A 25,974-nucleotide genomic window follows, 5' to 3' on the forward strand; every position below is an offset into this window, starting at 1 on the left:
TCAGCATGTCGATGTTCAAGTGGGAGGTAGTCAACCCGGCGCCCGGCGAACCGGTAGCGCCGCACCAACGGCTCCCTTGGGGGCGAACCGTAGGCCTGGGAGCACAGCACGTCGTCGCCATGTTCGGCGCGACCTTCGTGTTCCCGATCGTGATGGGCCTCGACCCCAACCTCGCCATCATGTTCTCGGGTATCTGCACGATCGGCTTCCTGCTGGTCTGCAACAACAAGGTGCCGAGCTACCTCGGCACCAGCGCCTCGTTCGTTGCCGGTGTGGCCGCGATCCGCGCGCAGGGCGGTGACTCGGCCGACGTCACCGGCGCGATCCTGGTCGCCGGTCTCGTGCTGGCCGCGATCGGCGTCGCCGTGCACTTCGCCGGCGCCGGACTGATCCACAAGATCCTGCCGCCCGCCGTCACCGGCGCGGTGGTCATGCTCATCGGCTTCAACCTGGCCCCGGTCGTCGCCGGCACCTACTGGCCCCAGGACCAGTGGATCGCCCTGGCCACCGCGGCGTTCATGGTCTGCGCGTCCGTCCTGCTGCCGGGCTTCTGGTCGCGGATCGCCGTGTTCCTCGCGCTGATCTTCGGCTATATCGTCTCGTTCCTCGCGGACAAGCTGTTCGGCACCATCACCTCGGTGCTGCCGACCGGTCCTGACGCGGTCGAGCACGACCGCGTCTCCTGGGCCGGCGTGAAGGCGGCTGACTGGATCGGCTTCCCGAGCGGCGACCTCGCCGACGGCGTCTCCGTCGTCCACGGCCCCAGCTTCTCGATGACCTTCATCCTGCTCGTCCTGCCCGGCGTCATCGCCCTGATCGCCGAGAACACCGGCCACGTCAAGGCGGTCGCCGAGATGACCGGCGACAACCTCGACCCGTACATGGGCCGCGCGATCGGCGCCGACGGTGCCGCGACCGCCTTCGCCAGCCTCTTCGGCGGCTCGCCGACGACGACGTACGCCGAGAACATCGGCGTCATGGGCGCCACCAAGGTCTACTCGACCGCGGCCTACTACGTCGCCGGCATCGTGGCCATCCTGCTGGGCCTGTGCCCCAAGTTCGGGGCGATCGTCAACGCGACCCCGGGCGGTGTCCTCGGCGGCATCACGCTCGTGCTCTACGGCATGATCGGCCTGGTCGGCGCCAAGATCTGGGTCGAGAACCGGGTCGACTTCGGCAACCCGGTCAACATGGTCGGTCTCGCCGCCGGCCTGATCGCCGGCATCGGCGGCGTCACGCTCAAGATCACCGACGACTTCGAGCTCGGCGGCATCGCTCTCGGCACGATCCTCGTCATCGTCTTCTTCCACGCCGTGAAGGGACGCTCCACCGACGCCACTTCAGGAGAGGTGACCAAGAGGCTGTGAAGCCCGCACCGTTCGACTACGTCCGGCCGGGGACCCTGGAGGAAGCCCTCCAGGCCCTGGCCGGGCACCCGGAGGCCAAGGTCCTCGCCGGCGGCCAGAGCCTGGTCCCGCTGCTCTCGATGCGGCTGGCGGCGCCGGCCGTGCTCGTGGACATCAACGAGCTGCCCGACCTCGACCACGTCCGGGTCGACGCCGAGGGCGTGCGGGTCGGTGCACTCGCCCGGCACGCCCGAGTGCTCGCCGACCCGGACGTGGCGCGGGTCCAGCCGCTGGTCACCGCGGCCCTCGCCAACGTCGCCCATGCCACCATCCGCAACCGCGGTACGACAGTCGGCTCGCTCGTCCACGCCGATGCCGCGGCCGAGATGCCGATGGTGCTGCAGCTCCTCGGCGGCTCGCTCGACGTGGTCGGCCCCGCCGGCCGCCGGACGATCCCGGTCGAGGAGCTGTACGTCGGCCCGCTCGAGTCCAGCCTGCACCACGACGAGATCGCGGTCGAGGCGTTCTTCCCCGCCCTGCCGGCGAGCACCGGCGTGGCGTTCGAGGAGATCGCCCGCCGCCACGGCGACTACGCCATGTGCGGGGTCGCGGCGGTCGTCACCATCGATCGTGCTGACGGCGACCGGCTCGTGTCGGCGAAGGCCGGCTACCTGTCGGTGTCCGACATCCCGGCCGTGGTCGACCTCACCGACGCGCTCGGCGGCGAGCTCGACGACGCGTCGCTGGCCCGTGCGGCCGAGGCCGCGCTCGCCGTACTCGAGCCGGAGACCGACATCCATGCCACGGCGGACTACCGCGCGCACCTGGCCACCGTGCTGACCGCGCGGGTCGTGACCGCCGCCTACGACGACGCCCGCACCCGGGCTGGGGGAAGCCGATGAGCGAGAAGCAGCACGAGATCAGGCTGACGGTCAACGGCACCGACCACGACGTGGCGGTGCCGGCCCGGCGGCTGCTGTCCGACGCGCTGCGCCACGACCTGGGGCTCACCGGCACCCACGTCGGCTGCGAGCACGGCGTCTGCGGCGCCTGCACCGTCCTGGTCGACGGCCAGCCGATGCGCAGCTGTCTCATGTTCGCCGTCACCGCCGCGGGCCACGACATCACCACCGTCGAGGGCCTCGCCCGGCCGGACGGCGAGCTCGGCCCGGTGCAGCAGGCGTTCCGGGAGTGCCACGGCCTCCAGTGCGGCTTCTGCACGCCCGGCTTCCTGACCACCATCACCGCCGGCATCGCGGAGAACCCCGAGCCCACCGAGGACGAGGCGCGCGACATGATCGCCGGCAACCTGTGTCGCTGCACGGGCTACCAGAACATCGTCAAGGCCGTGTGCCGTGCCGCCGAGCTGGCCCGCGACGACCGCACGCCCGAGGGGGGTGCGGCATGACCACCAAGATGATGGGCGCCAAGGTCCAGCGGGTCGAGGACGACCGCCTGGTCCGCGGCACCGGCCGGTACGTCGACGACGTCGCCCCGGACGCGCTGCACACCGCCGTCCTGCGCAGTCCCCACGCCCACGCCCGGATCCTGTCGATCGACGTCGACGCCGTGCTCGACGTCGAGGGCGTCCACGCGGTGTGGACCTACGACGACCTCGAGGGCGCGATGGCCGAGCCGCTGCCGCTGCTCATCCCGCACCCCACGCTGACCCACGGCCGCACGCAGTACGCGCTGGCCAAGGACGAGGTCAACTACGTCGGCGAGGCGATCGCCCTCGTGGTCGCCGACGACCGCTACGTCGCCGAGGACGCCCTCGCGCAGATCGTCGTCGAGTACGAGCTGCTGCCCGCCGTCGTCGGCATCGAGGCGGCCCGCGACGGCGCGAACCTGGTCCACGACGACGTACCCGGCAACGTGGCCGCGCGCATGGAGCAGTCCAACGGCGACGCCGCCGCGGCCATCGCGGCCGCGCCCCGCACGCTCTCGCTCGACCTGACGATCGAGCGCAGCGCCTGCATGCCGATGGAGGGCCGCGGCACCGCCGCCCGCTGGGACCCGGACCAGAACCGGCTCCAGGTGTGGACGTCGACGCAGACCTCCACCGGCGTCCGCGCCGCGGTGGCGGCCAAGCTCGGTCTCGACCTCGGCCAGGTCGACGTCATCACGCCCGACGTCGGCGGCGGCTTCGGCGTCAAGATCGTGCACCCCTGGCCCGAGGAGCTGCTCGTCCCGCTCGCGGCGCAGAAGCTGGGCCGCGCGGTGAAGTTCACCGAGGACCGGCGCGAGCACTTCATCTCCTCGGCCCACGAGCGCTCGCAGGTGCACCACGTCGAGGTCGGCTTCGACGACGACGGCCGGGTACTGGGTCTGGACGTGCGCTTCTGGCACGACCACGGCGCGTACACGCCGTACGGCCTGATCGTCCCGATCATCACCTCGACGCAGCTCCTCGGCCCCTACAAGCCGGGCGCCTACCACGTGCAGTTCGACTCGCTCTACACGAACACGGTCATCGTCACGCCGTACCGCGGCGCGGGCCGTCCGCAGGGCTGCTTCGTGATGGAGCGGACCATGGACGCGATCGCGGCCGAGCTGGGCAAGGACCGCGCCGACGTGCGCGCCGTGAACTTCATCCAGCCCGACGAGTTCCCCTACGACCAGGGCCTGATCTTCCAGGACGGCCGCGAGCTCACCTACGACTCCGGCGACTACCCGGCGATGCTCGACAAGATCAAGGAGCTCGTCGACTGGGACCACTTCGAGGACTTCCGTGCCGCGAAGGCGGCCGAGGGCAAGCGGGTCGGCCTCGGCCTGGCCTGCTATGTCGAGGGCACCGGCGTCGGCCCCTACGAGGGTGCGCACGTGCACATCGAGACCTCCGGCAAGGTCAAGGTCGCGACCGGCCTGACCTCGCAGGGCCAAGGCCACCAGACGGCGTTCGCGCAGATCGTCGCCGACGAGCTGGGGGTGAGGTTCGAGGACGTCGAGATCACCACCGGCGACACCCGTCGGATGGCGTACGCCGTCGGCACCTTCGCCTCCCGTGCCGCCGTGATGAGCGGCTCGGCGATCCACCTGGCCGCCAAGCGGGCCAAGGAGAAGGCCCTGCGGATCGCGGCCGACGCGCTCGAGGCCGACGTCGACGACCTCGAGATCGTCGACGGCGTCGTCAGCGTCAAGGGCACCGACAGCTCGATCCCACTCGGCACGGTCGCGGTCCTGTCCAACCCGCTGCGCTACGCCTTCGACGAGGCGTCCAAGGCCGCCACCCAGTTCAATGTCGGCGACCCGACGAAGCCGCCGGTCGCCGAGGACGACGAGCCGGGCCTGGAGGGCAAGGACTTCTACTCGCCGCCGCGCTCGACCTTCGCCTCCGGCATGCACGCCGTGATCGTCGAGACCGACGTCGAGACCGCGGAGATCCGGATCCTCAAGTACGCCGTCGTCCACGACTGCGGGCACCTGATCAACCCGATGATCGTCGAGGGCCAGATCCACGGCGGCGTCGCGCAGGGCGTCGGCGGCGCGCTCTACGAGCGGATGGCCTACGACGAGTCCGGCCAGCTGCTCAACGCGTCGTTCATGGACTTCCTCATGCCCTATGTCACCGAGGTGCCCGAGAGCATCGAGATCGACCACCTGGAGACGCCGTCTCCGCTCAACCCGCTCGGCATCAAGGGTGCGGGCGAGGCCGGCGTGATCCCCGGGTCCGCCGCCTTCGCCGCCGCCATCGAGGACGCCGAGCGGCTGCCCATCACCGCCATGCCCATCTCGCCGTCGGAGCTGTTCGCGCTCCGCGCCGCGCACCACGCTCAGGAGCCGAAGTGAAGATCTCCGGTCAGAACACCATCGCCGCCCCCGTCGACAAGGTCTGGGACGCGATCCTCGACCCGCGCGTGCTGGTCGCGACCATTCCCGGCTGCGAGCGCCTCGAGGCGACCGGCGAGAACGCCTACGCGATGACGGTCAGCGCCGGGGTCGCGGCGATCAAGGGCACCTACTCCGGATCCTGCGTGCTCGAGGACCTGCGCAAGGGCGAGGGCCTGACCATGAAGCTCAAGGGGTCGGGCGCCCCGGGCACGATCGACGCGACGGTGCTCGTCACCTTCGCGGGCTCCGGCGCGGAGACCGTCCTGTCCTACGACGCCGACGCGGTCGTCGGCGGCATGATCGGCGGCGTCGGCCAGCGGATGCTGACCAGCGTCTCGCGCCGGATGGCGGCCGAGTTCTTCGGCAACGTCGAGAAGGTCATCGCGAACGGGCTGCCGGCCGAGGTCGCCGCGGCCGAGCCGGCCGTGTCCGCCGAGGGCGCGCCGGTCTTCGCCGCCGCGCCGAAGTCGGCGACCCGTGCGGGTGCCGGAGCCGGTGCCGCGGTGGGCGGCGAGTCCTTCCTGATGGGCGTCGCCGTCGGTGGTGGGCTCGTGCTCGCCGGAGTCATCGTCGGTGGCCTGCTGGGCCGTCGTCGATGAGCTCCCCGCTCACGGTCGACGCCACCGCGCGCGACCAGGCGGCCGCCGTACGACGCCGGGAGATCTCGGCGCGGGAGCTGCTCGACCTGCACCTGGACCGGATCGCCGAGCGCAACCCGCAGCTCAACGCCATCGTCTCGTTGGACGAGGAGCGCGCCCGCGCGGGCGCCGCGGCCGCCGACGAGGCGCTCGCCTCGGGTGCCGACGTCGGGGCCCTGCACGGCCTGCCGTTCGCGTTCAAGGACACCCATGCGGTGGGGGGCTGGCGGACGACGTACGGCTCCACGGTGATGGCCGACAACGTGCCCGAGCGTGACGAGCTCATCGTCGAGCGGGTCCGCGGCGCGGGCGCGGTGACGATCGGCAAGACCAACGTCCCCGAGTTCGCCGCCGGCTCGCACACCTTCAACAAGGTCTTCGGCACCACCCTCAACCCGGTCGACCCGACCCGCTCCGCGGGCGGGTCCAGCGGGGGAGCGGCCTGCGCCCTGGCCGCGGGCATGGTGCCGCTGGCCGACGGCTCCGACATGGGCGGCTCGCTGCGCAACCCCGCGTCCTTCTGCGGCGTCGTCGGCATGCGCCCCAGCCTGGGCCGGGTGCCCGAGTGGCCGCTCTACAACCAGTGGGAGTCCACGTCCGTCGGCGGGCCGATGGCCCGCAACGTCGGGGATCTGGCACTGCTGCTGTCCGTCATGGCCGGCCCCGACCCCCGGGCACCGCAGGCCCTGGGCGACCCGGGCTCGTCGTTCGCCACCCCCGAGCCGGCCACGCTGGCAGGGCTGCGGGTCGCGCTCAGCGTGGACCTCGGTGGGGCGCTCGAGGTCGACCACGAGGTCGCGGCCGTCGTGGAGTCCGCCGGCACCGCGCTGGCCGGTGCCGGTGCCGCCGTCTCCGGCGCCGCGCCCGACCTGTCGCTGGCCGAGGACACCTTCCGCACCCTGCGCGCCTGGCACTTCCAGGCCAAGCTGGGCCGGCTGCTCGCCGAGCACCCCGACGCCTTCAAGCCGTCGCTCGCCGACAACATCCGGGCGGGAGAGTCGCTCACCGGCGCCGACATCGCCCGCGGCTACACGCAGCGCACCGCACTGTCGGAGACGATGCGGCTGTTCTTCGGCGACCACGACGTGCTGGTGCTGCCGGTCTCCCAGGTGCCGCCGTTCCCGGCCACCCAGGAGTTCCCCAGCGAGATCAACGGCAAGCCGATGGCGACGTACCTCGACTGGATGCGCTCGGCGTACTTCATCACCGTCACCGGCTGCCCCGCCATCTCCGTGCCCTTCGGTACGACGGCCGACGGCCTCCCCGTCGGCGTCCAGCTGGTCGCCCGGCACGGTGCCGACCGGCAGCTGCTGGAGGTCGCGCTCGCGTTCGAGGGGCTCGCCGCCCGCTGAGTTGCGGCACTCCCGGCGGCCCGAAGTAACACGCTGTCCACCCGACTGCCTGGCTGTTCTCAGCAGCCGAAGGCCCGAATCCGGCCCGTTCCTGCTGACCAGCGCCGGGTAGTCAGGTGGACAGCGTGTTACTTTTTCCGGGCCGACCCGAACCCCGGGCAACATCTGCCCACAACACCCGGATCCCTCGGCAGATCATGCCGTCGTGCGAAGCGATCTGGCTCACTTGAATGTGAGCCATGACAGCAAGGCGGATCAGGATCGGCATCGACACGGGCGGCACCTTCACCGACGTCGTGGCCTTCGACGAGGACAGTGGTGAGGTCGTCACGACCAAGACCCCGAGCACGCCGGGGAACCCGGCCGACGGGTTCTTGGCGGGCATCGACAAGGTGCTCGGCATCGCGGGGGCGGAGTTCGCCGACGTGGTCGCCGTCAGCCACGGCACCACGGTCGCGACCAACCAGCTCCTCGAGGGCAAGGTGGACGCGCTCGGCTTCGTCACCACCGAGGGCTACGAGGCGATGCTCGAGATCGCCCGTCAGTCCGTGCCCGACGGCTACGGCAACTCCTATTTCTGGGTGAAGCCGGACCGGATCGTCCCGCGCGACCTGGTCAAGGGCGTCGGCGGCCGGATGGACTTCACCGGCAGCGAGATCCGTCCCTTCGACGAGGAGAAGGCCCGTGAGGTCGCCCGCTGGTTCAAGGCCAAGGGCATCGACACGCTGGGGGTCTGCTTCCTGCACGCGTACGCCAACCCGGCGCACGAGGAGCGGATGCGCGAGATCATCGCCGAGGAGCACCCCGACGCCGTCGTCTCCATCTCCAGCGAGGTGCTGCGCGAGTACCGCGAGTACGAGCGCTCGATGACCACCCTCGTCGACGCCGCGGTCAAGCCCAAGCTCAGCCGCTACGTCAACAACATCAAGGACCGCCTGGCCACGCAGACCGGCCGGACCGTGCCGTTCTACGTGATGAAGTCCAACGGCGGCGTGCTCTCGGCCGACGAGGTCGTGCACCAGCCGATCACCACCGTGCTCTCCGGCCCGGCGGCCGGCGCGCTCGGCGCGGCGCTGATCGCCAAGGTCGCGGGCTTCGACAAGGTCCTCACCTCCGACGGCGGCGGTACGTCGACCGACGTGTCGGTCGTCATCGACGGCGAGCCCACGCTGACCACCGAGGGCAGCGTCGGCGTCTACCCGTCCAAGATCCCGATGATCGACGTCGTCACCGTGGGTGCCGGCGGCGGCTCCATCGCCTGGCTCTCGCCCGAGGGCACGCTCAAGGTCGGCCCCCACTCGGCCGGCGCCGACCCGGGCCCGATCTGCTACCGCAAGGGCGGCACCGAGGTCACCATCACCGACGCGCACGTCTTCCTCGGCCGGATCCCTCCCCACCTGCTCGGTGGCGAGATCCCGCTCGACGTCGACGCCGCGACGGCGGCGATCCAGCAGCTGGCCGGCAAGCTCGGCATCTCGGCCGAGGCGTGTGCCACCGGCATCCTCGAGATCTCCGCGTGGAACCAGGCCAACGCGCTGCGCCAGGTGACGGTCAAGCGCGGCCTCGACGTGCGCGACTTCGCCCTCACCACGTTCGGCGGATCGGGCTCCCTGCTGCTGTGCCGGCTGATGGACATCCTCAACGTCCCGACCGTGCTGGTCCCGCCGAACCCGGGCAACGTCTCGGCCTTCGGCCTGCTCACCGTCGACGTCAAGAACGACTACGTCCAGACCCACGTCGCGCTCCAGGAGAACGTCGACTCGGCCGACCTCCAGCGCGAGTACGACGTCCTGCAGGCGCGCGCCGCGGAGGCCCTCGGCAAGGAGGGCTTCGCCGAGGCCGACCACGTGTTCGTGCGCACCGCCGACGTGCGCTACTTCGGGCAGGCCTTCGAGGTCCGTGTCGGTGTGCCGGACGGCCCGGTCACCGCGGAGACCCTGACCGCGATCGCGGACCGCTTCCACGCCGAGCACCGCGTGCTCTACGGCTACGACTTCTCCGGCGACGCGTCGCAGCAGGTCGAGGTCGTCAACCTGCGGGTGTCGGGCATCGGCCCGATCAAGCGCCCCGAGATCCTGCGCGCGGACGCCGCGAAGCCGGAGCCGCAGCCGACCGGCTCACGCTCGATCTGCTTCGACGCCGAGGCCGGGTACGTCGAGACGCCGATCTTCTGGCGCCCCGACCTGCCGGCCGGTCAGGTGCTCAGCGGCCCGGTGATCATCGAGGAGTTCGGCTCGACCGTGCCCATCCACCCCGGCTTCACCGCCCGGGTCGACGACTACGCCAACATCATCGTGACGCGCTCGGAGGAGAGCTGACATGTGCCTGAGCTGCCAGACCGTCTCTGTCCAGAACCCGGGCGCTCCGCGCTCGTTCACGCACGAAGGTGACATCACCTCGCGCCGCGCGCCGACCGACTTCCCGTTCGGGACGCTGACCGCCGACGCCGGCCGCAGCGCCGACCCGGTGCTCGTCGAGATCGTCCAGGGCTCGCTCGCCGCCGTCGAGCACGAGGTCGAGACCGCCATCGGCCGGACCAGCCGCTCGCCGATGATCCGCGACGCGCACGACTTCCGTGCGGGCATCCACGACCGGCTGCTGCGCAAGCTGACCGGTCGCTCGTACTCCGCGCTCGTGCACCCGGTCGCCCGGGACTTCCCGATCGAGGAGATGAACGAGGGCGACGTCTTCTTCCACAACGACGTCTACCTCTCCGAGGGTGGCATCGGCCACCTCCCCGACCTGTGCGTCACCGTCCCGGTGTTCGCCGGTCCGGAGGGGGAGCGGCGCGTCGTCGGCTTCATCCAGGCCTTCGGCCACCACGACGACATCGGCGGTGCGGTGCCCGGCTCGATGCCCTCGCACGCCACGAGCGTGTACGAGGAGGGCCTCGCCGTCCCCCCGATCAAGCTGTGGGACGCCGGCGTGCCCAACAAGGCCGCGCTGCGGATCATGACGCGCAACTCGCGGATGCCCGAGTCGCTGGCCGCCGACCTCGACGCCGAGTGCTCGGCCTGCCTGATGGGCGCCCGGCGCCTGGGCGAGCTGTTCGACCGCTACGGCATCGAGACGGTCGAGGCCTGCTTCGACGCCGTCATCGACCGGTCCACCGAGACCTACCGCCGCGAGATCCTCTCCAAGATCCCGGTCGGCACCTGGACCTGGGAGGACTACGCCGAGCACGACGGTGTCGACGACCCGAAGCTGCACACCCAGCGGATCACGCTGACCCGTACGTCGGCCGACGACGAGGACGGCGAGCGGCTGATCCTCGACTTCGCGGGCACCGGTCCGCAGGCGAAGGGCCCGATCAACCACTGCGGCGACTACGCCGACGGCGCCTTCCTCAAGAAGTGGCTGGCACCGATCCTGCGCAACCTGGCCGACACCCCGGAGCGGATGGCGGAGCTCGACGTCAACGAGGGCGTCGTGCCCCTGATCGAGATGAGGTTCCCGCCGCCGGGCACGCTGCTGACGCCGGTCTTCCCCGCGCCGACCAACGCCCGCACGTTCGTCATCCTGCGTCTGCTGGGCGTGCTCGCCGGTGTGATCGCCAAGGCGGTCGACGGCAAGATGCCCGCCGACCAGGAGACGATCCGCTACACCGGCGTCTACGGCGAGGATCTCGAGGGTCGCTCGTACCTCATGCGCGAGGTGCTCGGCGGCGGCTCCGGCGGCCGCTACTACGCCGACGGCGAGGACACCATCCACGTCGTCCCGGACTCGCGGAACCTCCCCACGGAGTTCACCGAGTCGCGCTTCCCGTTCGTGGTCGAGTCGCTCAGCCTCGCCGTCGACTCCGGCGGCGCGGGCCAGTTCCGCGGTGGTCTGGGCTACGAGAAGCACATCCGGATGCTCAAGGACGCGAACTTCATGTCCATCGCGGACCGCTCGATCCTCGCCTGCTGGGGCGTGAAGGGCGGCAAGGCGGGCAAGCCGTTCCAGGTCACCATCGACCCGGGCGGCCCCAACGAGCGCGAGGTCGACGCCCTGGCCGACGCCGAGCCCGTGGTGGCCGGCGAGACGATCCGGATCCGCACCACCGGTGGCGGCGGGTGGGGCAACCCGCTCGAGCGCGACCCGGCGACCGTGGTCCGCGACGTCGTGTGGCGCAAGGTCTCGGCCGAGGCGGCCCTGGCCGACTACGGCGTGGTCCTCACCGGCTCGCTCGACGACGACACCCTCGGGTACGACGCCGCCGCCACCGCCACGGAGCGGGCCGGGCGTCCGGCGCCGGCCGAGGACGACGCCTTCTTCGACCGGGGACCCGGCTACGGCGTCCTCGCCGGCGGCGCCGCCGCGGCCGCGGTGGACGTGCTCTGAGGCTGGTGGCATGAAGGTCGCGATCCTCGGGGGATCCGGCAAGACCGGCCGCGCCGTCGGCGCGGCCCTGGCCCAGGCGGGCGTGGCGACACGCCCCCTGGGCCGGGCCGCGTTCGACGACCTGCCGGCCGCCCTGGCCGGCGCGGACGCCGTGCACGTCATCGCCCCGAACCTGCATCCCGACGAGCCGTCGTACGTCGCCGCGGCGCTCTCCGCAGCGGCCGACGTCGGCGTCGGGCGGGTGAGCTACCACTCCGTGGCCTCGCCCTACGTGCCGGCGATGCCGCATCACCTCGGCAAGGCCGTGTCGGAGGACCTGGTCCGCCGCTCCGGCCTCGCGTGGACCCTCCTGCAGCCCTGCGCCTACGTCCAGAACCTGCTGCCGGCCCTGCGCGCGGCCCGGTCGGCCGCCGGCGTGCTGGAGGTGCCCTACGCCGTCGGCACCCCGTTCGGGATGGTCGACCTGCAGGACGTCGCCGCCGCCACCGCGGCGGTGCTGACCGCCGACGGGCACGTCGGCGCGACCTACGAGCTCGGGGGACCGGCCCTGGTGAGCGTCGCCGACGTGGCCGCCGCGGCCGGGCTCACCGCGACGCGGGTGCCTGCCGAGGGCGACGTGCACCCCTGGCTGCAGGCGATGTTCGACTACTACGACGACCACGGGCTGCCCACCGGCGGCGTACCGCTGCGCGCCCTGCTCGGTCGCACGCCTACGTCCGTGGAGCAGGTGCTCGCCCGCGATCTCGCGACCTGAGCCATCTCTGGCAGGTGTTGCCACCCTTCGCGCTCCGAGTTGGCTGATCTCCACGATGAACGGCGGTGATCCGGCTCACTAGGTTCGCTGCATGAGGATCCTGCTGGCGCTCGGCGGCAACGCGATGACGTCCCCGGACGGGAAGGCCCGTCCGGAGGACCAGATCGCGGCCGCGACCGAGGCGATGGAGGCCGTGGCCGATCTGGTCGCGGCCGGAGTCGACGTCGTGATCACCCACGGGAACGGCCCGCAGGTCGGCAACCTGCTCGTGAAGAACGAGATCGCCGCGCAGGTCGTGCCCCCGGTCCCGCTCGACTGGTGCGGGGCGCAGACCCAGGGCACCCTCGGCGACATCCTGATGAACGCGCTGGACGGCGCGCTCGCCGCCCGCGGTCTGACCCGGCCCACCGCGGCCCTGGTCACCCGGACCCGGGTCGACGGTGCCGACCCGGCGTTCGCGAAGCCGAGCAAGCCGGTCGGGCGCTACCTGAGCGCCGACGAGGCGCGCACGATGATCGAGCACGGGGAGACCTGGGAGGACCGCGGCGAGCGCGGCTGGCGGCGGATGGTCGCCTCGCCCGAGCCGCTCGAGGTCCTCGACGCGCCGGCCGCCGTCGCGCTGGTCGAGGCCGGCTTCGTCGTGATCGCCAACGGCGGCGGCGGCATCCCGACCGTGCGCCGGGCCGACGGCTCGCTCGCGGGCGTCGAGGCGGTCATCGACAAGGACCTGGGCGCTGCCCTGCTCGCCCAGGCGATCGAGGTCGATCTCCTCGTCATCGCCACCGACGTCGCGCACGCCGTGCTCGGCTTCGGGACTCCCGAGGCCGCCGACATCGGCCAGGTCACCCTCGACCAGATGCGGCAGTACGCCGCGGACGGCCACTTCGCCGGCGGCTCGATGGGGCCCAAGGTCGACGCGGTCTGCCGCTTCGTCGCCGAGTCCGGCAAGCGCGGCGTCATCACCGACCTCAGCAGCATCCTCGCGGCCGCCGACGGCCGCGCCGGAACGATCGTCACGCCCAACTGAAGAACCCGAAAGGAAGCTTGACCATGCCTTCTGCCATCGAGGTCCGCAAGGTCCCGATCCACTCCGTCGCCGACGCCTCCGAGCTGGCCAAGCTCATCGACGAGGGTGTCTTCAAGGCCGACCGCGTCATCGCGATCATCGGCAAGACCGAGGGCAACGGCGGGGTGAACGACTACACCCGGATCATCGCCGACCGCGCCTTCCGCGAGGTGCTCGTCGAGAAGGGTGCCCCGGCCGACCAGGTCAAGCAGGTCCCGATCGTCTGGTCGGGCGGCACCGACGGCGTGATCAGCCCCCACGCCACCATCTTCGCCACGACCGACGTCGCCGAGGACGACCCGAGCCGCGAGGAGCAGCGCCTCACCGTCGGCTTCGCGATGAGCGAGCCGATCCTGCCCGAGGAGATCGGGTACGTCGCGATGATCGAGAAGGTCGCCGCCGGCGTGAAGGTCGCCATGGAGCGTGCCGGCATCACCGACCCGGCCGACGTGCACTACGTGCAGACCAAGACCCCGCTGCTCACGATCCACACCATCCGCGACGCGCACAGCCGCGGCAAGCAGGTCTGGACCGAGCACACCCACGAGTCGATGGACCTGTCCAACGGCGTCACCGGCCTCGGCATCGCCGTCGCCCTCGGCGAGATCGAGATGCCGACCGACGCCGACGTCATGAACAACCGCGACCTCTACTCCTCGGTCGCTTCCTGCTCCTCGGGTGTCGAGCTCGACGTGGCGCAGATCGTCGTGGTCGGCAACGCCAAGGGCGTCGGCGGTCGCTACCGCATCGGCCACTCGGTGATGAACGACGCCCTCGACCAGGACGGCATCTGGAACGCCATCAAGGACGCCGGCCTCGACCTGCCCGAGCGCCCGCGCACCGCCGACCTCGACGGCAAGCTGGTCAACGTCTTCCTCAAGTGCGAGGCGTCGCAGAACGGCGAGGTCCGGGGCCGTCGCAACGCGATGCTCGACGACTCCGACGTGCACTGGCACCGCCAGATCAAGTCGTGTGTCGGTGGTGTCACCGCCGCGGTGACCGGCGACCCGGCCGTCTTCGTCTCGGTCTCGGCCGCCCACCAGGGCCCCGAGGGCGGCGGCCCCGTCGCCGCGATCGTCGACCTGGGCTGACGCCTGCGGGTCGGGCCACTGTGCTGCGCTCGGCACTCACCTGGTGAGTGCTGAGCGCAGCACAACGCATTTCGGGCACCAACCCCGCGCCAACCACCCCTCCCTAGCGTGAGCCGGGTCACAGGTCCCTCACGCTCAAGGGAGAGTCATGACCCGGATCAACCTCACCGTCGACGGCCAGCGGGTCGCCGACGACGTCGAACCCCGGATGCTGCTGGTGCAGTACCTGCGGGAGAAGCTCGGGAAGACCGGCACCGTCGTCGGCTGCGACACCAGCAACTGCGGCGCGTGCACCGTCCACCTCGACGGCAGGAGTGTGAAGTCCTGCAACGTGCTGGCCGTCCAGGCCGACGGCGGTGAGGTCACCACCATCGAGGGCCTGGCCGGTGAGGACGGTCAGCTGCACCCCGTGCAGGAGGCCTTCCGCGAGTGTCACGGCCTGCAGTGCGGCTACTGCACCCCCGGGATGATCATGCAGACCGTCGACCTGCTCGCCGAGAACCCCAGCCCGTCGGAGGAGGCGATCCGGCTCGGCCTCGAGGGCAACCTGTGCCGCTGCACGGGCTACCACAACATCGTGCGCGCGGTGCAGCACGCCGCGGGTACGACGAGCGAGAGCGGGGCGTCGGCATGACCGCCACCCAGGAGCCCGCCGCCGGCGCCGAGATCGGCCGCGACCGGCGCCGCAAGGAGGACCAGCGCCTGATCACCGGCCGCACGCGGTGGACCGACAACATCACGCTGCCCGGGATGCTGCACCTGGCGATGGTGCGCAGCCCGTTCCCGCACGCGCGGATCACCGGCATCGACACCGAGGCGGCGAAGCAGAGCCCCAACGTGGTCGCCGTCCTCACCGGCGCCGACCTCGGCGAGAGCCAGGGCGCGTGCATCAACGCCTGGCCCGTCGTCCCCGACCAGGTCACGCCGGCCCACCTGCCGATGCCGGTCGACCGGGTCGCCTTCGCCGGCGAGACCGTCGCCGTCGTGGTGGCCCGCAGCGCCGCTGAGGCGCGCGACGCCGCCGAGCTGGTCGAGGTCGACTACGAGGAGCTCCCGGCTGCACTCGACCTCAAGGACGCCGCGGCCGCCCACGAGAGCGGTGGCGCGATCGCCCATCCTGACCTCGGCACCAACGTCAGCGCCGTGTGGCGCTTCGACTCGGCCGAGGCCGGCACCGGCGGCGACGTCGAGGAGGCCATCGCCGAGGCCCGCGAGAACGGCATCGTGATCGAGCGGGAGTACCGCCAGCAGCGGCTGATCCCGGCGTTCATGGAGCCGCGCAGCACCGTGGTCGACCCGACCGGCGAGCAGATCACCGTGTGGTCGGCGACCCAGGTGCCCCACATCCTGCGCTTCGCGATCGCGGCCACGACCGGCGTACCCGAGTCGAAGATCCGGGTCATCGCCCCCGACGTGGGCGGCGGCTTCGGCGGCAAGCTGCAGCAGACGCCGGAGGAGATGATCACCTTCGCGGTGGCGCGCCGGCTCGGCAAGCCGGTCAAGTTCACCGAGACCCGCAGCGAGTCGCTGCTCACCGCCCACCACGGCCGCGACCAGTGGCAGCGGCTCACCCTCGCCGCCACCAAGGACGGCCGGGTCACCGGGCTCAAGGTGGACCTGCTCGCCGACCTCGGTGCCTATGTCGCCATCGTCGGTGGTGGCGTCCCGGTGCTCGGGGCGTTCATGTTCAACGCGATCTACAAGTTCCCCGCCTACCAGTTCCAGACCACGAACGTGCTCACCAACAAGACCTGGACCGACGCCTACCGCGGCGCCGGCCGGCCCGAGGCGACCTTCGCGATCGAGCGGCTGATGGACGAGCTCGCCCACGAGCTGGGCAGGGACCCGCTCGAGGTCCGCGAGCTGAACTGGATCAAGCACGAGGAGTTCCCGTTCACCACGGTGGCCGGCCTCGAGTACGACTCCGGCAACTACGAGGCCGCCACCGCGCGGGCCAAGGAGATGTTCTCCTACGACGCCCTGCGCGCCGAGCAGGCCGAGCGGCGGGAGCGGGGCGACAAGGTCCAGCTCGGCCTCGGCGTCTCCACCTTCACCGAGATGTGTGGCCTCGCGCCCTCCCGGGTGCTGGGCAGCCTCAACTACGGCGCGGGCGGCTGGGAGCACGCCGAGGTGCGGATGCTGGCCACCGGCAAGGTCGAGGTCGTCACCGGCGCCTCCGCCCACGGTCAGGGGCACGAGACGGCGTTCAGCCAGATCGTGGCCGACCGCCTCGGCGTACCGTTCGAGGACGTCGAGGTCCTGCACGGCGACACCCAGATCTCCCACAAGGGCCTGGACACCTATGGGTCCCGCAGCCTGGTCGTCGGCGGCGAGGCCCTGGTGCGGGCCGCCGACAAGGTGATCGAGAAGGCCCGGCCGATCGCGGCCCACCTGCTCGAGGCCTCCGTCGACGACCTCGAGTTCAGCGCCGGCCGGTTCGCCGTCAAGGGGACCGACCAGGGGATGGCGATCACCGAGATCGCGACCGCCGTCTTCGCCGCGCACAACCTCCCGGACGGGGTCGAGCCGTCGCTCGACTCCGAGGCGACCTTCGACCCGGTGAACTTCAACTACCCCCACGGGACCCACCTGTGCGCGGTGGAGGTCGACACCGAGACCGGGCAGGTCACGATGCGCAGCTATGCCTGCTGCGACGACATCGGCAACGTGATCAACCCGCTCATCGTGTCCGGCCAGGTCCACGGCGGCCTGGTCCAGGGGATCGCGCAGGCCCTGTGGGAGGAGGCGGTCTACGACGACAATGGGACCCTGGTCACCGGCTCGTTCGTCGACTACCTGCTGCCCACCGCGGCCGACACCATCTCCTTCGACCTCGACCACACCACGTCGCCGGCGACCACCAACTCGCTCGGCACCAAGGGGGTCGGCGAGGCCGGGACCATCGCGTCCACCCCGGCGGTCGTCAACGCGGTCGTCGACGCGCTGCGCCCGTACGGCGTCCACGACGTCGCGATGCCCTGTACGCCGGAGCGGGTCTGGCGCGCCATCAACAGCGGCGGGTCCGGCGGCGAGACCACCGAGGCCGCCGCACCCCACTTCGACGAGTCGGAAGGAGCAGCCCAGTGATCCCCGCAGCCTTCGAGTACGTCGCCCCGACCTCGGTCGAGGAGGCGCTGGCCGCCCTGGCCGAGCACGGTGACGACGCCAAGATCATCGCCGGCGGCCAGAGCCTCCTGCCGGTGCTCCGGATGCGCCTGAACGCGCCGGAGTGGGTGATCGACCTCGGCCGGATCCCGGCGCTGCGCGGCGTGCGCGACGGGGGAGACCACCTCGCCATCGGCGCGATGACGACGCACCACGACGTCGGCCAGGATCCGCTGGTCCACGAGCACGCGCTGCTGATCAGCAAGGCGATCACCCATCTCGCCGACGCCCAGGTGCGCCACCGCGGCACCTTCGGCGGCGCGCTCGCCCACGCCGACCCGGCCGGCGACCTCGGCGCGCCGACGCTCGCCCTCGACGCGACCTTCGTCGTCCAGGGACCGGGCGGCACCCGCGAGATCCCCGCCGCCGACTTCTTCGTCGACCTCTTCGAGACGGCGATCTCCGACGACGAGATCCTCACCGAGGTCCGGGTCCCGAAGTACGGCGGGTGGGGGGCGGCGTACGAGAAGTTCGTCCGGATCGCCCACCAGTGGCCGATCGTCGCGGTCGCCGCGAGCGTGCGGCTCGACGGCGACACCATCGCCGAGGCGCGGATCGGGTTGACCAACATGGGCTCCACGCCGGTCCGGGCCCGGGCCACCGAGCAGATGCTGGCCGGCCAGCCCGCGACCGCGGAGGGCGTGGCGGCCGCCGCCGCGTTGGCCGCCGACGGCACCAGCCCGCCGAGCGACCTCAACGGCGACGCCGACTACCGTCGGCACCTCGCGACGGTGCTGACCCGACGGGCCGTGCTCGCGGCCGCGGGGAGGGGCTGACCTTGGACCTCAGCCACTCGTTCACCGTCCCCACGTCGCTCGACGCGACCTGGGCGCACTTCCAGGACATCGGCGGCCTCGCCGAGTGCTTCCCGGGGGCCCAGGTCACGTCCGTCGGCGAGGACGAGGACGGTGCGCCGACCTTCGAGGGGACCTGCAAGGTCAAGCTCGGCCCGATCGCGCTCGTGTACGCCGGCTCCGGCAAGTTCGTCGAGCGCGACGAGGCCGCGCACCGCTTCGTCGTCGACGCGAAGGGGCGCGACAAGCGGGGCAACGGCACGGCGGGCGCCAAGGTCACCGTGACCATGGCGGCGGCCGGCTCCGACGGAGCGGCCGCCACCCAGGTCGATGTCGTCACCGACCTCGCCATCACCGGCAAGCCCGCCCAGTTCGGCCGCGGCGTGATGCAGGACGTCTCCGACAAGCTGCTCGGACAGTTCGTCTCCTGTCTCGAGCAGCGACTCGCGGCGCCTGCTGCTCCCGAGGCTCCGGTTCAACTACCGAATTCGTCGTCGGAGGCGCCGGTCGACGACAATTCCGGTAGTGACGCCGCGAGCCCGGCGGCTCCGCGCCCGGCGGCTCCGCGTCAGGAGGACGACGCGCTCGACCTCGGCTCCGCCGTGCTGCCGGTGCTGCTGAAGAGCTACGGCAAGCAGATCGGCGCCGCGCTCGGCGTCCTCCTGGTCATCGTGCTGCTGCGGAGGCGCCGCCGCTGAGGCTCAGCGGACTGCTGTAACACGCCGTCCACCCGACTACCCGCCACTTATCGGCGAAAATGGAGCTCAGAACGCCGTTTCGGCGCCGAGAACCGCCGGGTAGTGCGGTGGACAGCGTGTTACAGCGATCGATCGCCGGCGGCCGGTCACCAGGTGTCGGGCCGCGTGTAGTCGTCGTCCTGGTACAGCCCCTGGTCGTCGTGGCGTTGCTCGAGGCCTCGGTCGTTCTGCTCGTCGAGCCGGTCCCGGCGCGGGTCGGACTCGCCGGGGTCCTCGGACGGCGGCGGCTCCTCCGGCTGCTGCTGCGGCTGCTCCGGCGGGGGCTCGGCCTGGGTGAGCTTCTCGCGCAGCCGCTTGTCGACCGCGGCGGCGTCGGAGCTCTGGTCCTCGCCCCGGCCGGCGTCGGTCGGACAGTGGCCGGCGGCCAGGACGTCGATGCCCTCCTGGAAGGAGGCCCGGGCGTCCTCGGTCGCCCCCGCGGCGAGGGCGGCGTCGCCGACGGCCTCGTGGACGAGGGCGAGGTTGATCCGCACCGTGCACTCGTCGCGCCGGGGCACGTCCTCGAGCGCCGCCCCGTACGCCGCGATGGCGTCGTCGTACCGCTCCCGGGCGTGGTCGGCGGTGCCCGCGTCGAAGGCGGCGATCCAGGACTCGAACCAGTTCAGCCGGCGGGTGCCGGCGAAGTCCGCGGCGGCGGCGTCGTGGTCGCCGCGGTCGAAGGCGTCGCGGCCCGACGCATTGGCCTGCAGCATGAGCCCCACCTTGAGGGCGTAGGCCGCCACCAGCAGGGTGGGCAGCAGGCCGGCCAGCAGGAGGACCCGCCGCAGCCGGCGGCGGGGGTGTGCCGGCCGGTCGGGACGTGTGGTCATCGCAGCACCTCCGTCGACTGCCGAGGACCGGTCCGGTCGGTGGCGCGGGTGGGGGCCAGCGTGTGCCGGGAGGACCACACGGCCCGCCAGCCGGCGTGCAGCTCCAGGAGCAGCAGGCCGAGCAGCAGGACGGCGGCCAGCCAGGTCAGGTCGTTCTTCGCGGGGCGCTGGTGGCCGCCCGCGCCGTCGGAGTACGACGCCCGGAACGACTCCGCGACGTCCTCGAGACCCCCGGGCCCGGTGCGGTGCTCGAAGCCGACGCCCAGCTCGTCGGCGATCGCCCGCAGGTTGTCGAGATCGGCCCGCGACACCGCGGTGTCGCCGGTCTCGGGGTCCTGGACGTAGCCGAGGGAGCCGTCGAGCTCGTCGTCCTGCGGCATCGGCGCGCCCTGGGTCGTCCCGTAGCCGAGCACCACGCCGCCGGCCACGAGGTCGTCGACCTCGGCGTACGACTGGTCGTCGCTGTCGCTGTCGGTGGTGTCCTCGCCGTCGCCGACGTAGACCACGATCCGGCGCCGCTCGGGGGCCTTCTCCGCCGCCCGCTCCAGCATGTCCCTCAGCTCCGGCACAGGACGGTCGGCGCGGGAGCCCACGCCGTCCTTGGGGCGTTCGAGGTAGAGCGTCTCCACGGCGGCGTCGAAGGCGGCGCTGTCGGCGGTGAAGGGAAGCACGACCCGGGCGTCGGTGCCGAACGCGAGCATCCCGAACCGGGCGCCGGGCAGGGCGGCGGCGAGGGCGGTCAGGTCGGCCCGCGCCCCGGTGATCCGGGGCTGGTGACCGTCGTGGTCGAGCGCCGCCATCGACCGGGTCCGGTCGATGACGACGACCACGTCGACGTCGGCGAGCTGGGTCGGGACGTCGGCGCGGCCGAAGCCGGGCCGGAGCAGGATGACCACGAACAGCAGCACGATCCCGAGCCGGCGGGCCAGCACGAGGGCGGTCGCGGTGGCGGGCCTCATCGGCGCCCCTCCTGACGGCGGTCGCGCACGACGAGGACCCCCTGCGCGGCCCACGCCAGGGCCAGCCCGGCGAGCCCGACCCCGACCAGCCAGGTCCCGAGCCGCGGTCGGTCGATGACCTGCACCAGCGGCGGTCGCTGGATCGGCTTCGCGTCCAGGTCGGCGATCGCGTCGATCACGGCGCGGGTGCTGCCGTCCTCGCCGAGCAGGGAGAAGGTGCCTCCCGTGGCGCTCGCCGCGGCCTCGAACTCCTGGACGGCCGCAGGGCGCTCGGCCGTCTTGGGCGCGGCGATGCCGTGGACGACGACCTTCTCCTCCCGCGCGTAGTCGGCGGCGTCCGGCACGCTGAAGATGCCGGCGCCGATCGGCTCGTTGTCGGAGGCGAGGACGATCGCGCGGCTGCGCTCCTCGTCGCGGTGGTCGAAGCGCTGGACGCAGGACGCCAGACCGTCGCCCATCTGGGACTGGATGTCCCAGTCCAGCACGGTGCCCGCGGTGAAGATGGCGTAGTCGTCGCTGTAGACGTCACCCGACGCGAACGCCTTCTCGGCGGCGCTGAGCTGCTCGATGACGTACTCGTAGTCGTCGGTCAACGGGAACACCGAGATGGCCGCACCGCTCCAGATGGTCAGCCCGACCCGTTCGCCGCGCAGCCCGGAGATGATCGTGCGGAACTCGCGCAGCACCAGCGCATCGACCTCGGCCATCGAGCCGGACGCGTCGAGGCACAGCACGATGTCGCGGGTGCGATCCTCCTGGGTCAGGGTCTGCCTCTGCTGCAGCCGGCCGGCGAGCACCACGGCCCCCGAGCAGGCCACCAGCGCGCCCAGGGTCAGGCAGCTGCCGAGGACCACCTGGCGCCGCACGAGGGTGCGGTAGCGCGGTAGGGCGCGCAGCCGCGCCGCGTGGGCGACGTACGCCGCGCCGGTGCGCGACGGCCGGCGCCACGGACGCAGCCACACCACGAGGAGCACCACGACGAGGACGGCGAGCGCCACCGCCAGCCACGGCCACCGGAAGGCGGTGGCATCGCTGTCCCACATCAGCCCGCGCTCCCCGGGACATGCCACGAGGCGACCAGGCCGCGCGCCTGCTGGACGGCGAGGTCGAACCGGTCGCGCGCGACCTCCTCACCGGGCGCGAACTCGGGCGGGTAGACCAGTTCCAGGACCGCGACCAGGGCCGCGGGCGCGTGGTCGCGGAAGTCGGCCAGCGCCATGGTCCGCGCGGGCAGCGGCGTCACCGCGGCGACGTGGTCGCGGACCACCTCGCTGAGCTGCTGGTGGCCGTCGCGGGCGGCGAGCTCGCCGGCGCGCACCCGCTCGTCGATCCGGTCGATCCGGTCCAGATGCTGTCGGCGTACGTCGGGCAGCTCGGCCCGGCCCGGTGCCCGCGGTCGTGCGGGGCGGGTGAACCACCAGGCGAGGAGGAAGTAGAGGACGAGGGCGCCGGCGAGGGCGACCGCGATCCACAGCCACCGGTCGGCGTACCCGACCGGACCGGCGAACTCCTCGGGGAGATCGGCGCCGAGGACGCGATCAGCGACGGCGGGCATGACGATGCCTCTCCAGCAGGCGGAAGATCGTGGTCACGGCGCCGTCGAGGTCGCGGACCTGCTCCTGCACGATGCCGAGCTGGTCGAGCCGGCGTCGCATCTCCTGCGCCTCGTCGGCGACGAGGGTGGCGAGCTCGCGGTGCAGCTGCGCGTCGCGGCGCAGCCAGGCCGGCACCTCGGCCCCGGCGTCGATGTCGAGCAGCCGTCGGTCGGACAGCACCGGCGCCGTCGGGTCGAGGTCGCCGAGGGTCAGGAGGAGGACCTCGTGCTGGGCGGTGAGCCGGCGCAGCAGCATCGCCTGCTCCTCGGTCACGGCGGGCTCGTCGGTGACGACGAGCAGGATCGTGCGGCGCCGGATCGTGCGCACGACGTGGCGCAGGAGGGCGGTGAGGTCGCCGGGCGGCCCGTCGGGGTCGATCGCGTCGTGCACCTCGCCGAGCAGGCGCTCGAGGTGGAGCTCGCCGCTGCCGGGACGGGAGACGTGCCGGCGCTCCGCGTCGCCGTGGACCAGGCCGACCACGTCGCCGTGCTGGACGGCGAGGTAGCCGGTGACCCCGGCGACGAACACCGCCAGCTCGCGCTTCGAGGTCGGCGCGGGACGCGGCTGCGCGCCGACGCCCGCGAGCGCGGCCATGCTGCGCCCGGTCGAGACGCAGAGCAGCACCGTGTGCTTGCGCTCGGCGACATAGCGCTTGACGAGCAGTTGGCGGCTGCGCGCCGACGCCTTCCAGTCGATGTCCTTGACGTCGTCGCCGCGGACGTACTCGCGCAGGTCGTTGAAGTCGATGCCCCGCCCGGCGTGGATCGCGGCGTACTCGCCCTCCAGCAGCCCGCGCACCTTGCGGTGGGCGTGGATGGAGAGACGCGACTTGATCCGGGTCAGGTGTGCGGTCATGCGCGGCTCACGGGGTCGGGACCGCCCGGAAGACGGCGTCGATCACCGTCTCGGGGCGGACCCGGTCGGCGAGTGCCTCGAAGCTGAGGTGGAGCCGGTGGCGCAGCACGCTGTGCCGCAGCTCGCGGACGTCCTCGGGGATGACGTAGTGCCGGCCCTGCACCACCGCCATCGCCCGGGCGGCCTGGAAGAACGCGATCGACCCGCGCGGGCTGGCGCCGATCTCGACGTAGTTGCCGAGCTCGGCGCCGAGCAGCCCGGTGACGTCGCGGGTGGCCCGGACCAGCGCGGTGATGTAGCGCCGGATCGCCGGGTCGACGTACACGCGGCGCACCAGGTCCTGCAGGTCGGCGACCTCCTGGGGCGTCACGACCGGGGCGACGTCGGTCATGTGCTGCCCGAGGATGCCGCCGTCGATCCGGTCGAGGACCGTCAGCTCGTCGTCCTCGGTGGGGTAGTCGACGATCTCCTTGAGCAGGAAGCGGTCCATCTGCGCGTGGGGGAGGACGTAGGTGCCCTCCTCCTCGATCGGGTTCTGCGTGGCGAGCACCATGAACGGGTCGGGCAGCGGGTGGATCGTGCCGGCGATGGACGTCTGCCGCTCCTGCATCGCCTCCAGCAGTGCCGACTGGGTCTTCGCGCTGGCGCGGTTGATCTCGTCGAGGAGCACGAAGTTGGCGTGCACCGGCCCGAGCTGGGTCTCGAACTCGTGGCGGCGGGGGTCGTAGACCTGGGTGCCGATGATGTCGCTGGGCAGCAGGTCCGGTGTGCACTGGATCCGGGCGAACCGGGCGCTGACGGCCTGGGCCAGGGTCGAGGCGGCGAGGGTCTTCGCCAGACCGGGGACGCTCTCGAGGAGGACGTGGCCCTCGGAGAGCAGCGTGACCAGGAGCGCCGTCCGGATCCGGTGCTGACCCACGACCCGGCTGGAGAAGGCATCGGACACGCGGCCGATCGCCTCGGTGGCGCGCGTCAGCTCGTCGGCCGAGAGCGGGGTGGCCGGGTCGGCGGGGGTACGCCGGGTGGCCCCGGCGGGGAGCGCCTGCGACTCGTTGACCTGCGTCATGCGGCCCAACCTACCCAGCGGGCGTAGCCGTCACCCCTCGGCGTGAGCCCGCCCCTCCGACTCAGGTCAGCAGCCGGTTGCGGAGCTCGTCGTCGCGGCGCAGCCGGGCCAGGTCGCGCTCGCGGCGCTCGGCGACCACTGCCATGAGCACCAGCTCCGCGGGCGCCCCCGGCGGCGGGGGTGGTGCGACGTGGGGGAGGACGTCGGCGAGCAGGGCCCGGCCCACCCGGTCGCGGGACGGCGGGTCGAGGGTGCCGAGCCGGCCGAGGAACTGGCGTACGGCGAGTGCGGTGCCCGTCGGCAGCGTCCCGAGGTCGGTACGCCGGGCCCACGAAGCCAGCTCCGGCGGCATGGGCGGCGGATGCGGCAGCCGCAGCGGGACCCGTTCGCGGACGACATAGGTGCCGGCGGCGTAGTCGCCGAGCCGCTTGCCGCGGGTGCTCAGCATGATCGAGAAGAAGGCGGGCGCGCCCGAGAGCGCGTAGATCTCCACGAAGCCGATCAGCGCGCGGACCAGTGCGTGCTGGAAGCTGATCGGCCCGCCGTCGTCGCGGACCGCCCGCAGGCCCAGCGCGAGCTTGCCGACCGAGCGGCCCCGGGTCAGCGTCTCCAGCGTGGTCGGCAGCACCAGGAAGGTCAGCACCATCGTCAGCACCATGGCCGCCCCGAAGAGCGCGTCGTCGGCGAACGGCGAGGCGGCCACGTTGAGCAGGATGAACAGCGCCGCGAAGGTGACCAGCGTGATCAGCACGTCGATCAGGCCGCTCGCCATCCGCAGGCCCAGCGAGGCGGCCGGCAGGTCGAGCGCGACGCCCTCGCCGGTGACGAGGTCGTCGGCGGTGACGGTGGCGAAGTCGGAGGCGGGCATCGGTGCTCAGCGTACGGCCCGGCCCGAGCTCACCAGCGTTCGACGCGGAGCCCGTCGACCCGCCGGAACTCGCGTTCGTTGCGGGTCACGACGATCAGCCCGCGGGACCGGGCGTGCCCGGCGATCATGACGTCGTAGGCGCCGATCGGCGTGCCGAGGCGGGCGAGGTCGGCGCGGATGTCGCCGGCGTGTGCTGCCGCCTCGGCGTCGAAGTCGAGGAAGTCGACGGCGGCGGCCAGCTCGTCGACGGCGAGGTCGTTGCGAGCCGGCTCGGCGCTGCGGGCAGCGCCGAAGCGCAGCTCGAACAGTGAGACCGACGAGGCGGCCACCCGGCCCGCAGCCCGCCACGCCTCCCGTAGCGCGACGTCCCGCTTGCGCAGCAGCTCGATGGCGACGTCCGTGTCGAGGAGGTGACGGTGGCGCGGGTTCATGCCCAGGCTCGCTCCTGGGGAGCTTCGGGCTGCTCGCGGGCGAAGTCGTCGCTGACCCGCATGTCGCTGCTCCAGAACGCGTCGACCCGCGAGCCGGCGGGACGGATCACCCGAGCATCGCCGACGATGTCGATCTCCACCTCGGACACCGACGCGTCGAACGCGACGGCCTTGGGAAGGCGCACGGCCTGGGTCCGGTTCGAGAGGAACAGCCTGGTGACCACGGACATACGACAAGTATATACGAATCGCTCGGCATGGGGCCCGGGGCGG

General features: G+C 72.1%; 24 protein-coding genes. 15 read left to right on the forward strand and 9 right to left on the reverse strand.

All coding sequences use genetic code 11. The features are described from left to right. Positions 1-5: 5 nt before the first annotated feature. The 15 genes from QJ852_07235 to QJ852_07305 all read left to right on the forward strand — a co-directional run bounded on the left by QJ852_07235 (position 6) and on the right by QJ852_07305 (position 19,058). The gene (locus tag QJ852_07235) at positions 6-1,367 is read left to right on the forward strand and encodes a solute carrier family 23 protein (protein ID WGX98229.1); all 1,362 of its coding nucleotides are present in this window, start codon (positions 6-8) and stop codon (positions 1,365-1,367) included. Further along, complete coding sequence (locus QJ852_07240; protein ID WGX98230.1) at positions 1,364-2,248, forward strand: FAD binding domain-containing protein; 885 nt, start codon at positions 1,364-1,366, stop codon at positions 2,246-2,248. Before QJ852_07235 ends, QJ852_07240 begins: the two co-directional genes overlap by 4 nt. Further along, the gene (locus QJ852_07245) at positions 2,245-2,754 is read left to right on the forward strand and encodes a (2Fe-2S)-binding protein (protein WGX98231.1); all 510 of its coding nucleotides are present in this window, start codon (positions 2,245-2,247) and stop codon (positions 2,752-2,754) included. The genes QJ852_07240 and QJ852_07245 overlap by 4 nt, the downstream gene beginning before the upstream one ends. Beyond that, positions 2,751-5,135: an aerobic carbon-monoxide dehydrogenase large subunit gene (gene cutA, locus QJ852_07250; protein ID WGX98232.1), complete on the forward strand. Its 2,385-nt coding sequence runs from the start codon at positions 2,751-2,753 to the stop codon at positions 5,133-5,135. Before QJ852_07245 ends, cutA begins: the two co-directional genes overlap by 4 nt. Further along, on the forward strand, positions 5,132-5,776 hold the full coding sequence (locus tag QJ852_07255; GenBank protein WGX98233.1) for a carbon monoxide dehydrogenase subunit G: 645 nt from the start codon (positions 5,132-5,134) through the stop codon (positions 5,774-5,776). The genes cutA and QJ852_07255 overlap by 4 nt, the downstream gene beginning before the upstream one ends. After that, on the forward strand, positions 5,773-7,167 hold the full coding sequence (locus QJ852_07260) for an amidase family protein (GenBank protein ID WGX98234.1): 1,395 nt from the start codon (positions 5,773-5,775) through the stop codon (positions 7,165-7,167). Before QJ852_07255 ends, QJ852_07260 begins: the two co-directional genes overlap by 4 nt. Positions 7,168-7,406: 239 nt before the next feature. Further along, positions 7,407-9,485 carry a hydantoinase/oxoprolinase family protein gene (locus QJ852_07265; GenBank protein ID WGX98235.1) on the forward strand — a complete coding sequence of 693 codons (2,079 nt, stop codon included), beginning with the start codon at positions 7,407-7,409 and terminating at the stop codon, positions 9,483-9,485. A 1-nt stretch (position 9,486) separates the two neighbouring features. Next, complete coding sequence (locus QJ852_07270) at positions 9,487-11,490, forward strand: hydantoinase B/oxoprolinase family protein (GenBank protein WGX98236.1); 2,004 nt, start codon at positions 9,487-9,489, stop codon at positions 11,488-11,490. Positions 11,491-11,500: 10 nt separating this feature from the next. Continuing rightward, positions 11,501-12,244, forward strand: a complete 744-nt coding sequence (locus QJ852_07275; protein ID WGX98237.1) for an NmrA family NAD(P)-binding protein — start codon at positions 11,501-11,503, stop codon at positions 12,242-12,244. 91 nt (positions 12,245-12,335) lie between these two features. Continuing rightward, entirely contained in the window at positions 12,336-13,271 is a 936-nt protein-coding gene (gene arcC, locus QJ852_07280; GenBank protein WGX98238.1) for a carbamate kinase, read from the forward strand. A 23-nt stretch (positions 13,272-13,294) separates the two neighbouring features. After that, positions 13,295-14,401: a ring-opening amidohydrolase gene (locus QJ852_07285; GenBank protein ID WGX98239.1), complete on the forward strand. Its 1,107-nt coding sequence runs from the start codon at positions 13,295-13,297 to the stop codon at positions 14,399-14,401. 148 nt (positions 14,402-14,549) lie between these two features. Beyond that, a complete protein-coding gene (locus tag QJ852_07290; GenBank protein WGX98240.1) occupies positions 14,550-15,035 on the forward strand; it encodes a (2Fe-2S)-binding protein in 486 nt (161 codons plus the stop codon). Further along, on the forward strand, positions 15,032-17,488 hold the full coding sequence (locus tag QJ852_07295; GenBank protein ID WGX98241.1) for a xanthine dehydrogenase family protein molybdopterin-binding subunit: 2,457 nt from the start codon (positions 15,032-15,034) through the stop codon (positions 17,486-17,488). The genes QJ852_07290 and QJ852_07295 overlap by 4 nt, the downstream gene beginning before the upstream one ends. Next, entirely contained in the window at positions 17,485-18,342 is an 858-nt protein-coding gene (locus QJ852_07300) for a xanthine dehydrogenase family protein subunit M (GenBank protein ID WGX98242.1), read from the forward strand. The genes QJ852_07295 and QJ852_07300 overlap by 4 nt, the downstream gene beginning before the upstream one ends. Positions 18,343-18,344: 2 nt before the next feature. After that, complete coding sequence (locus QJ852_07305) at positions 18,345-19,058, forward strand: SRPBCC family protein (GenBank protein WGX98243.1); 714 nt, start codon at positions 18,345-18,347, stop codon at positions 19,056-19,058. 146 nt (positions 19,059-19,204) lie between these two features. Here QJ852_07305 and QJ852_07310 read toward each other — a convergent pair whose 3' ends face one another. The 9 genes from QJ852_07310 to vapB all read right to left on the reverse strand — a co-directional run bounded on the left by QJ852_07310 (position 19,205) and on the right by vapB (position 25,931). Continuing rightward, positions 19,205-19,927 (reverse strand): hypothetical protein, encoded by a 723-nt coding sequence (locus QJ852_07310; protein ID WGX98244.1) that lies wholly within the window; start codon positions 19,925-19,927, stop codon positions 19,205-19,207. Then, on the reverse strand, positions 19,924-20,886 hold the full coding sequence (locus QJ852_07315) for a VWA domain-containing protein (GenBank protein WGX98245.1): 963 nt from the start codon (positions 20,884-20,886) through the stop codon (positions 19,924-19,926). The genes QJ852_07310 and QJ852_07315 overlap by 4 nt, the downstream gene beginning before the upstream one ends. Then, positions 20,883-21,929 (reverse strand): hypothetical protein, encoded by a 1,047-nt coding sequence (locus QJ852_07320; protein WGX98246.1) that lies wholly within the window; start codon positions 21,927-21,929, stop codon positions 20,883-20,885. The genes QJ852_07315 and QJ852_07320 overlap by 4 nt, the downstream gene beginning before the upstream one ends. Further along, a complete protein-coding gene (locus QJ852_07325; GenBank protein WGX98247.1) occupies positions 21,929-22,441 on the reverse strand; it encodes a hypothetical protein in 513 nt (170 codons plus the stop codon). Before QJ852_07325 ends, QJ852_07320 begins: the two co-directional genes overlap by 1 nt. Then, the gene (locus QJ852_07330) at positions 22,425-23,336 is read right to left on the reverse strand and encodes a DUF58 domain-containing protein (GenBank protein WGX98248.1); all 912 of its coding nucleotides are present in this window, start codon (positions 23,334-23,336) and stop codon (positions 22,425-22,427) included. The genes QJ852_07325 and QJ852_07330 overlap by 17 nt, the downstream gene beginning before the upstream one ends. 7 nt (positions 23,337-23,343) lie before the next feature. Beyond that, on the reverse strand, positions 23,344-24,402 hold the full coding sequence (locus QJ852_07335; protein WGX98249.1) for a MoxR family ATPase: 1,059 nt from the start codon (positions 24,400-24,402) through the stop codon (positions 23,344-23,346). A 61-nt stretch (positions 24,403-24,463) separates the two neighbouring features. Next, entirely contained in the window at positions 24,464-25,270 is an 807-nt protein-coding gene (locus QJ852_07340; GenBank protein ID WGX98250.1) for an RDD family protein, read from the reverse strand. Between the two features lie 29 nt (positions 25,271-25,299). Beyond that, the gene (locus QJ852_07345) at positions 25,300-25,701 is read right to left on the reverse strand and encodes a PIN domain-containing protein (GenBank protein WGX98251.1); all 402 of its coding nucleotides are present in this window, start codon (positions 25,699-25,701) and stop codon (positions 25,300-25,302) included. Then, positions 25,698-25,931 carry a type II toxin-antitoxin system VapB family antitoxin gene (vapB, locus tag QJ852_07350; GenBank protein ID WGX98252.1) on the reverse strand — a complete coding sequence of 78 codons (234 nt, stop codon included), beginning with the start codon at positions 25,929-25,931 and terminating at the stop codon, positions 25,698-25,700. Before vapB ends, QJ852_07345 begins: the two co-directional genes overlap by 4 nt. Positions 25,932-25,974: the final 43 nt, after the last annotated feature.

It is taken from the genome of Nocardioides sp. L-11A (genome assembly GCA_029961745.1).
GTDB lineage: Bacteria > Actinomycetota > Actinomycetes > Propionibacteriales > Nocardioidaceae > Nocardioides.

Excerpts from the sequence above, each read along its gene's own strand:
- QJ852_07330 (WGX98248.1), bottom strand. The coding sequence starts at position 23,336 with ATGACCGCACACCTGACCCGGATCAAGTCGCGTCTCTCCATCCACGCC.
- QJ852_07270 (WGX98236.1), top strand. The coding sequence starts at position 9,487 with ATGTGCCTGAGCTGCCAGACCGTCTCTGTCCAGAACCCGGGCGCTCCG.
- QJ852_07340 (WGX98250.1), bottom strand. The coding sequence starts at position 25,270 with ATGCCCGCCTCCGACTTCGCCACCGTCACCGCCGACGACCTCGTCACC.
- vapB (WGX98252.1), bottom strand. The coding sequence starts at position 25,931 with ATGTCCGTGGTCACCAGGCTGTTCCTCTCGAACCGGACCCAGGCCGTG.
- QJ852_07290 (WGX98240.1), top strand. The coding sequence starts at position 14,550 with ATGACCCGGATCAACCTCACCGTCGACGGCCAGCGGGTCGCCGACGAC.
- QJ852_07335 (WGX98249.1), bottom strand. The coding sequence starts at position 24,402 with ATGACGCAGGTCAACGAGTCGCAGGCGCTCCCCGCCGGGGCCACCCGG.
- QJ852_07325 (WGX98247.1), bottom strand. The coding sequence starts at position 22,441 with ATGCCCGCCGTCGCTGATCGCGTCCTCGGCGCCGATCTCCCCGAGGAG.
- QJ852_07265 (WGX98235.1), top strand. The coding sequence starts at position 7,407 with ATGACAGCAAGGCGGATCAGGATCGGCATCGACACGGGCGGCACCTTC.
- QJ852_07245 (WGX98231.1), top strand. The coding sequence starts at position 2,245 with ATGAGCGAGAAGCAGCACGAGATCAGGCTGACGGTCAACGGCACCGAC.
- QJ852_07285 (WGX98239.1), top strand. The coding sequence starts at position 13,295 with ATGCCTTCTGCCATCGAGGTCCGCAAGGTCCCGATCCACTCCGTCGCC.
- cutA (WGX98232.1), top strand. The coding sequence starts at position 2,751 with ATGACCACCAAGATGATGGGCGCCAAGGTCCAGCGGGTCGAGGACGAC.
- QJ852_07310 (WGX98244.1), bottom strand. The coding sequence starts at position 19,927 with ATGACCACACGTCCCGACCGGCCGGCACACCCCCGCCGCCGGCTGCGG.
- QJ852_07315 (WGX98245.1), bottom strand. The coding sequence starts at position 20,886 with ATGAGGCCCGCCACCGCGACCGCCCTCGTGCTGGCCCGCCGGCTCGGG.
- QJ852_07235 (WGX98229.1), top strand. The coding sequence starts at position 6 with ATGTCGATGTTCAAGTGGGAGGTAGTCAACCCGGCGCCCGGCGAACCG.
- QJ852_07295 (WGX98241.1), top strand. The coding sequence starts at position 15,032 with ATGACCGCCACCCAGGAGCCCGCCGCCGGCGCCGAGATCGGCCGCGAC.
- QJ852_07260 (WGX98234.1), top strand. The coding sequence starts at position 5,773 with ATGAGCTCCCCGCTCACGGTCGACGCCACCGCGCGCGACCAGGCGGCC.
- QJ852_07345 (WGX98251.1), bottom strand. The coding sequence starts at position 25,701 with ATGAACCCGCGCCACCGTCACCTCCTCGACACGGACGTCGCCATCGAG.
- arcC (WGX98238.1), top strand. The coding sequence starts at position 12,336 with ATGAGGATCCTGCTGGCGCTCGGCGGCAACGCGATGACGTCCCCGGAC.
- QJ852_07275 (WGX98237.1), top strand. The coding sequence starts at position 11,501 with ATGAAGGTCGCGATCCTCGGGGGATCCGGCAAGACCGGCCGCGCCGTC.
- QJ852_07320 (WGX98246.1), bottom strand. The coding sequence starts at position 21,929 with ATGTGGGACAGCGATGCCACCGCCTTCCGGTGGCCGTGGCTGGCGGTG.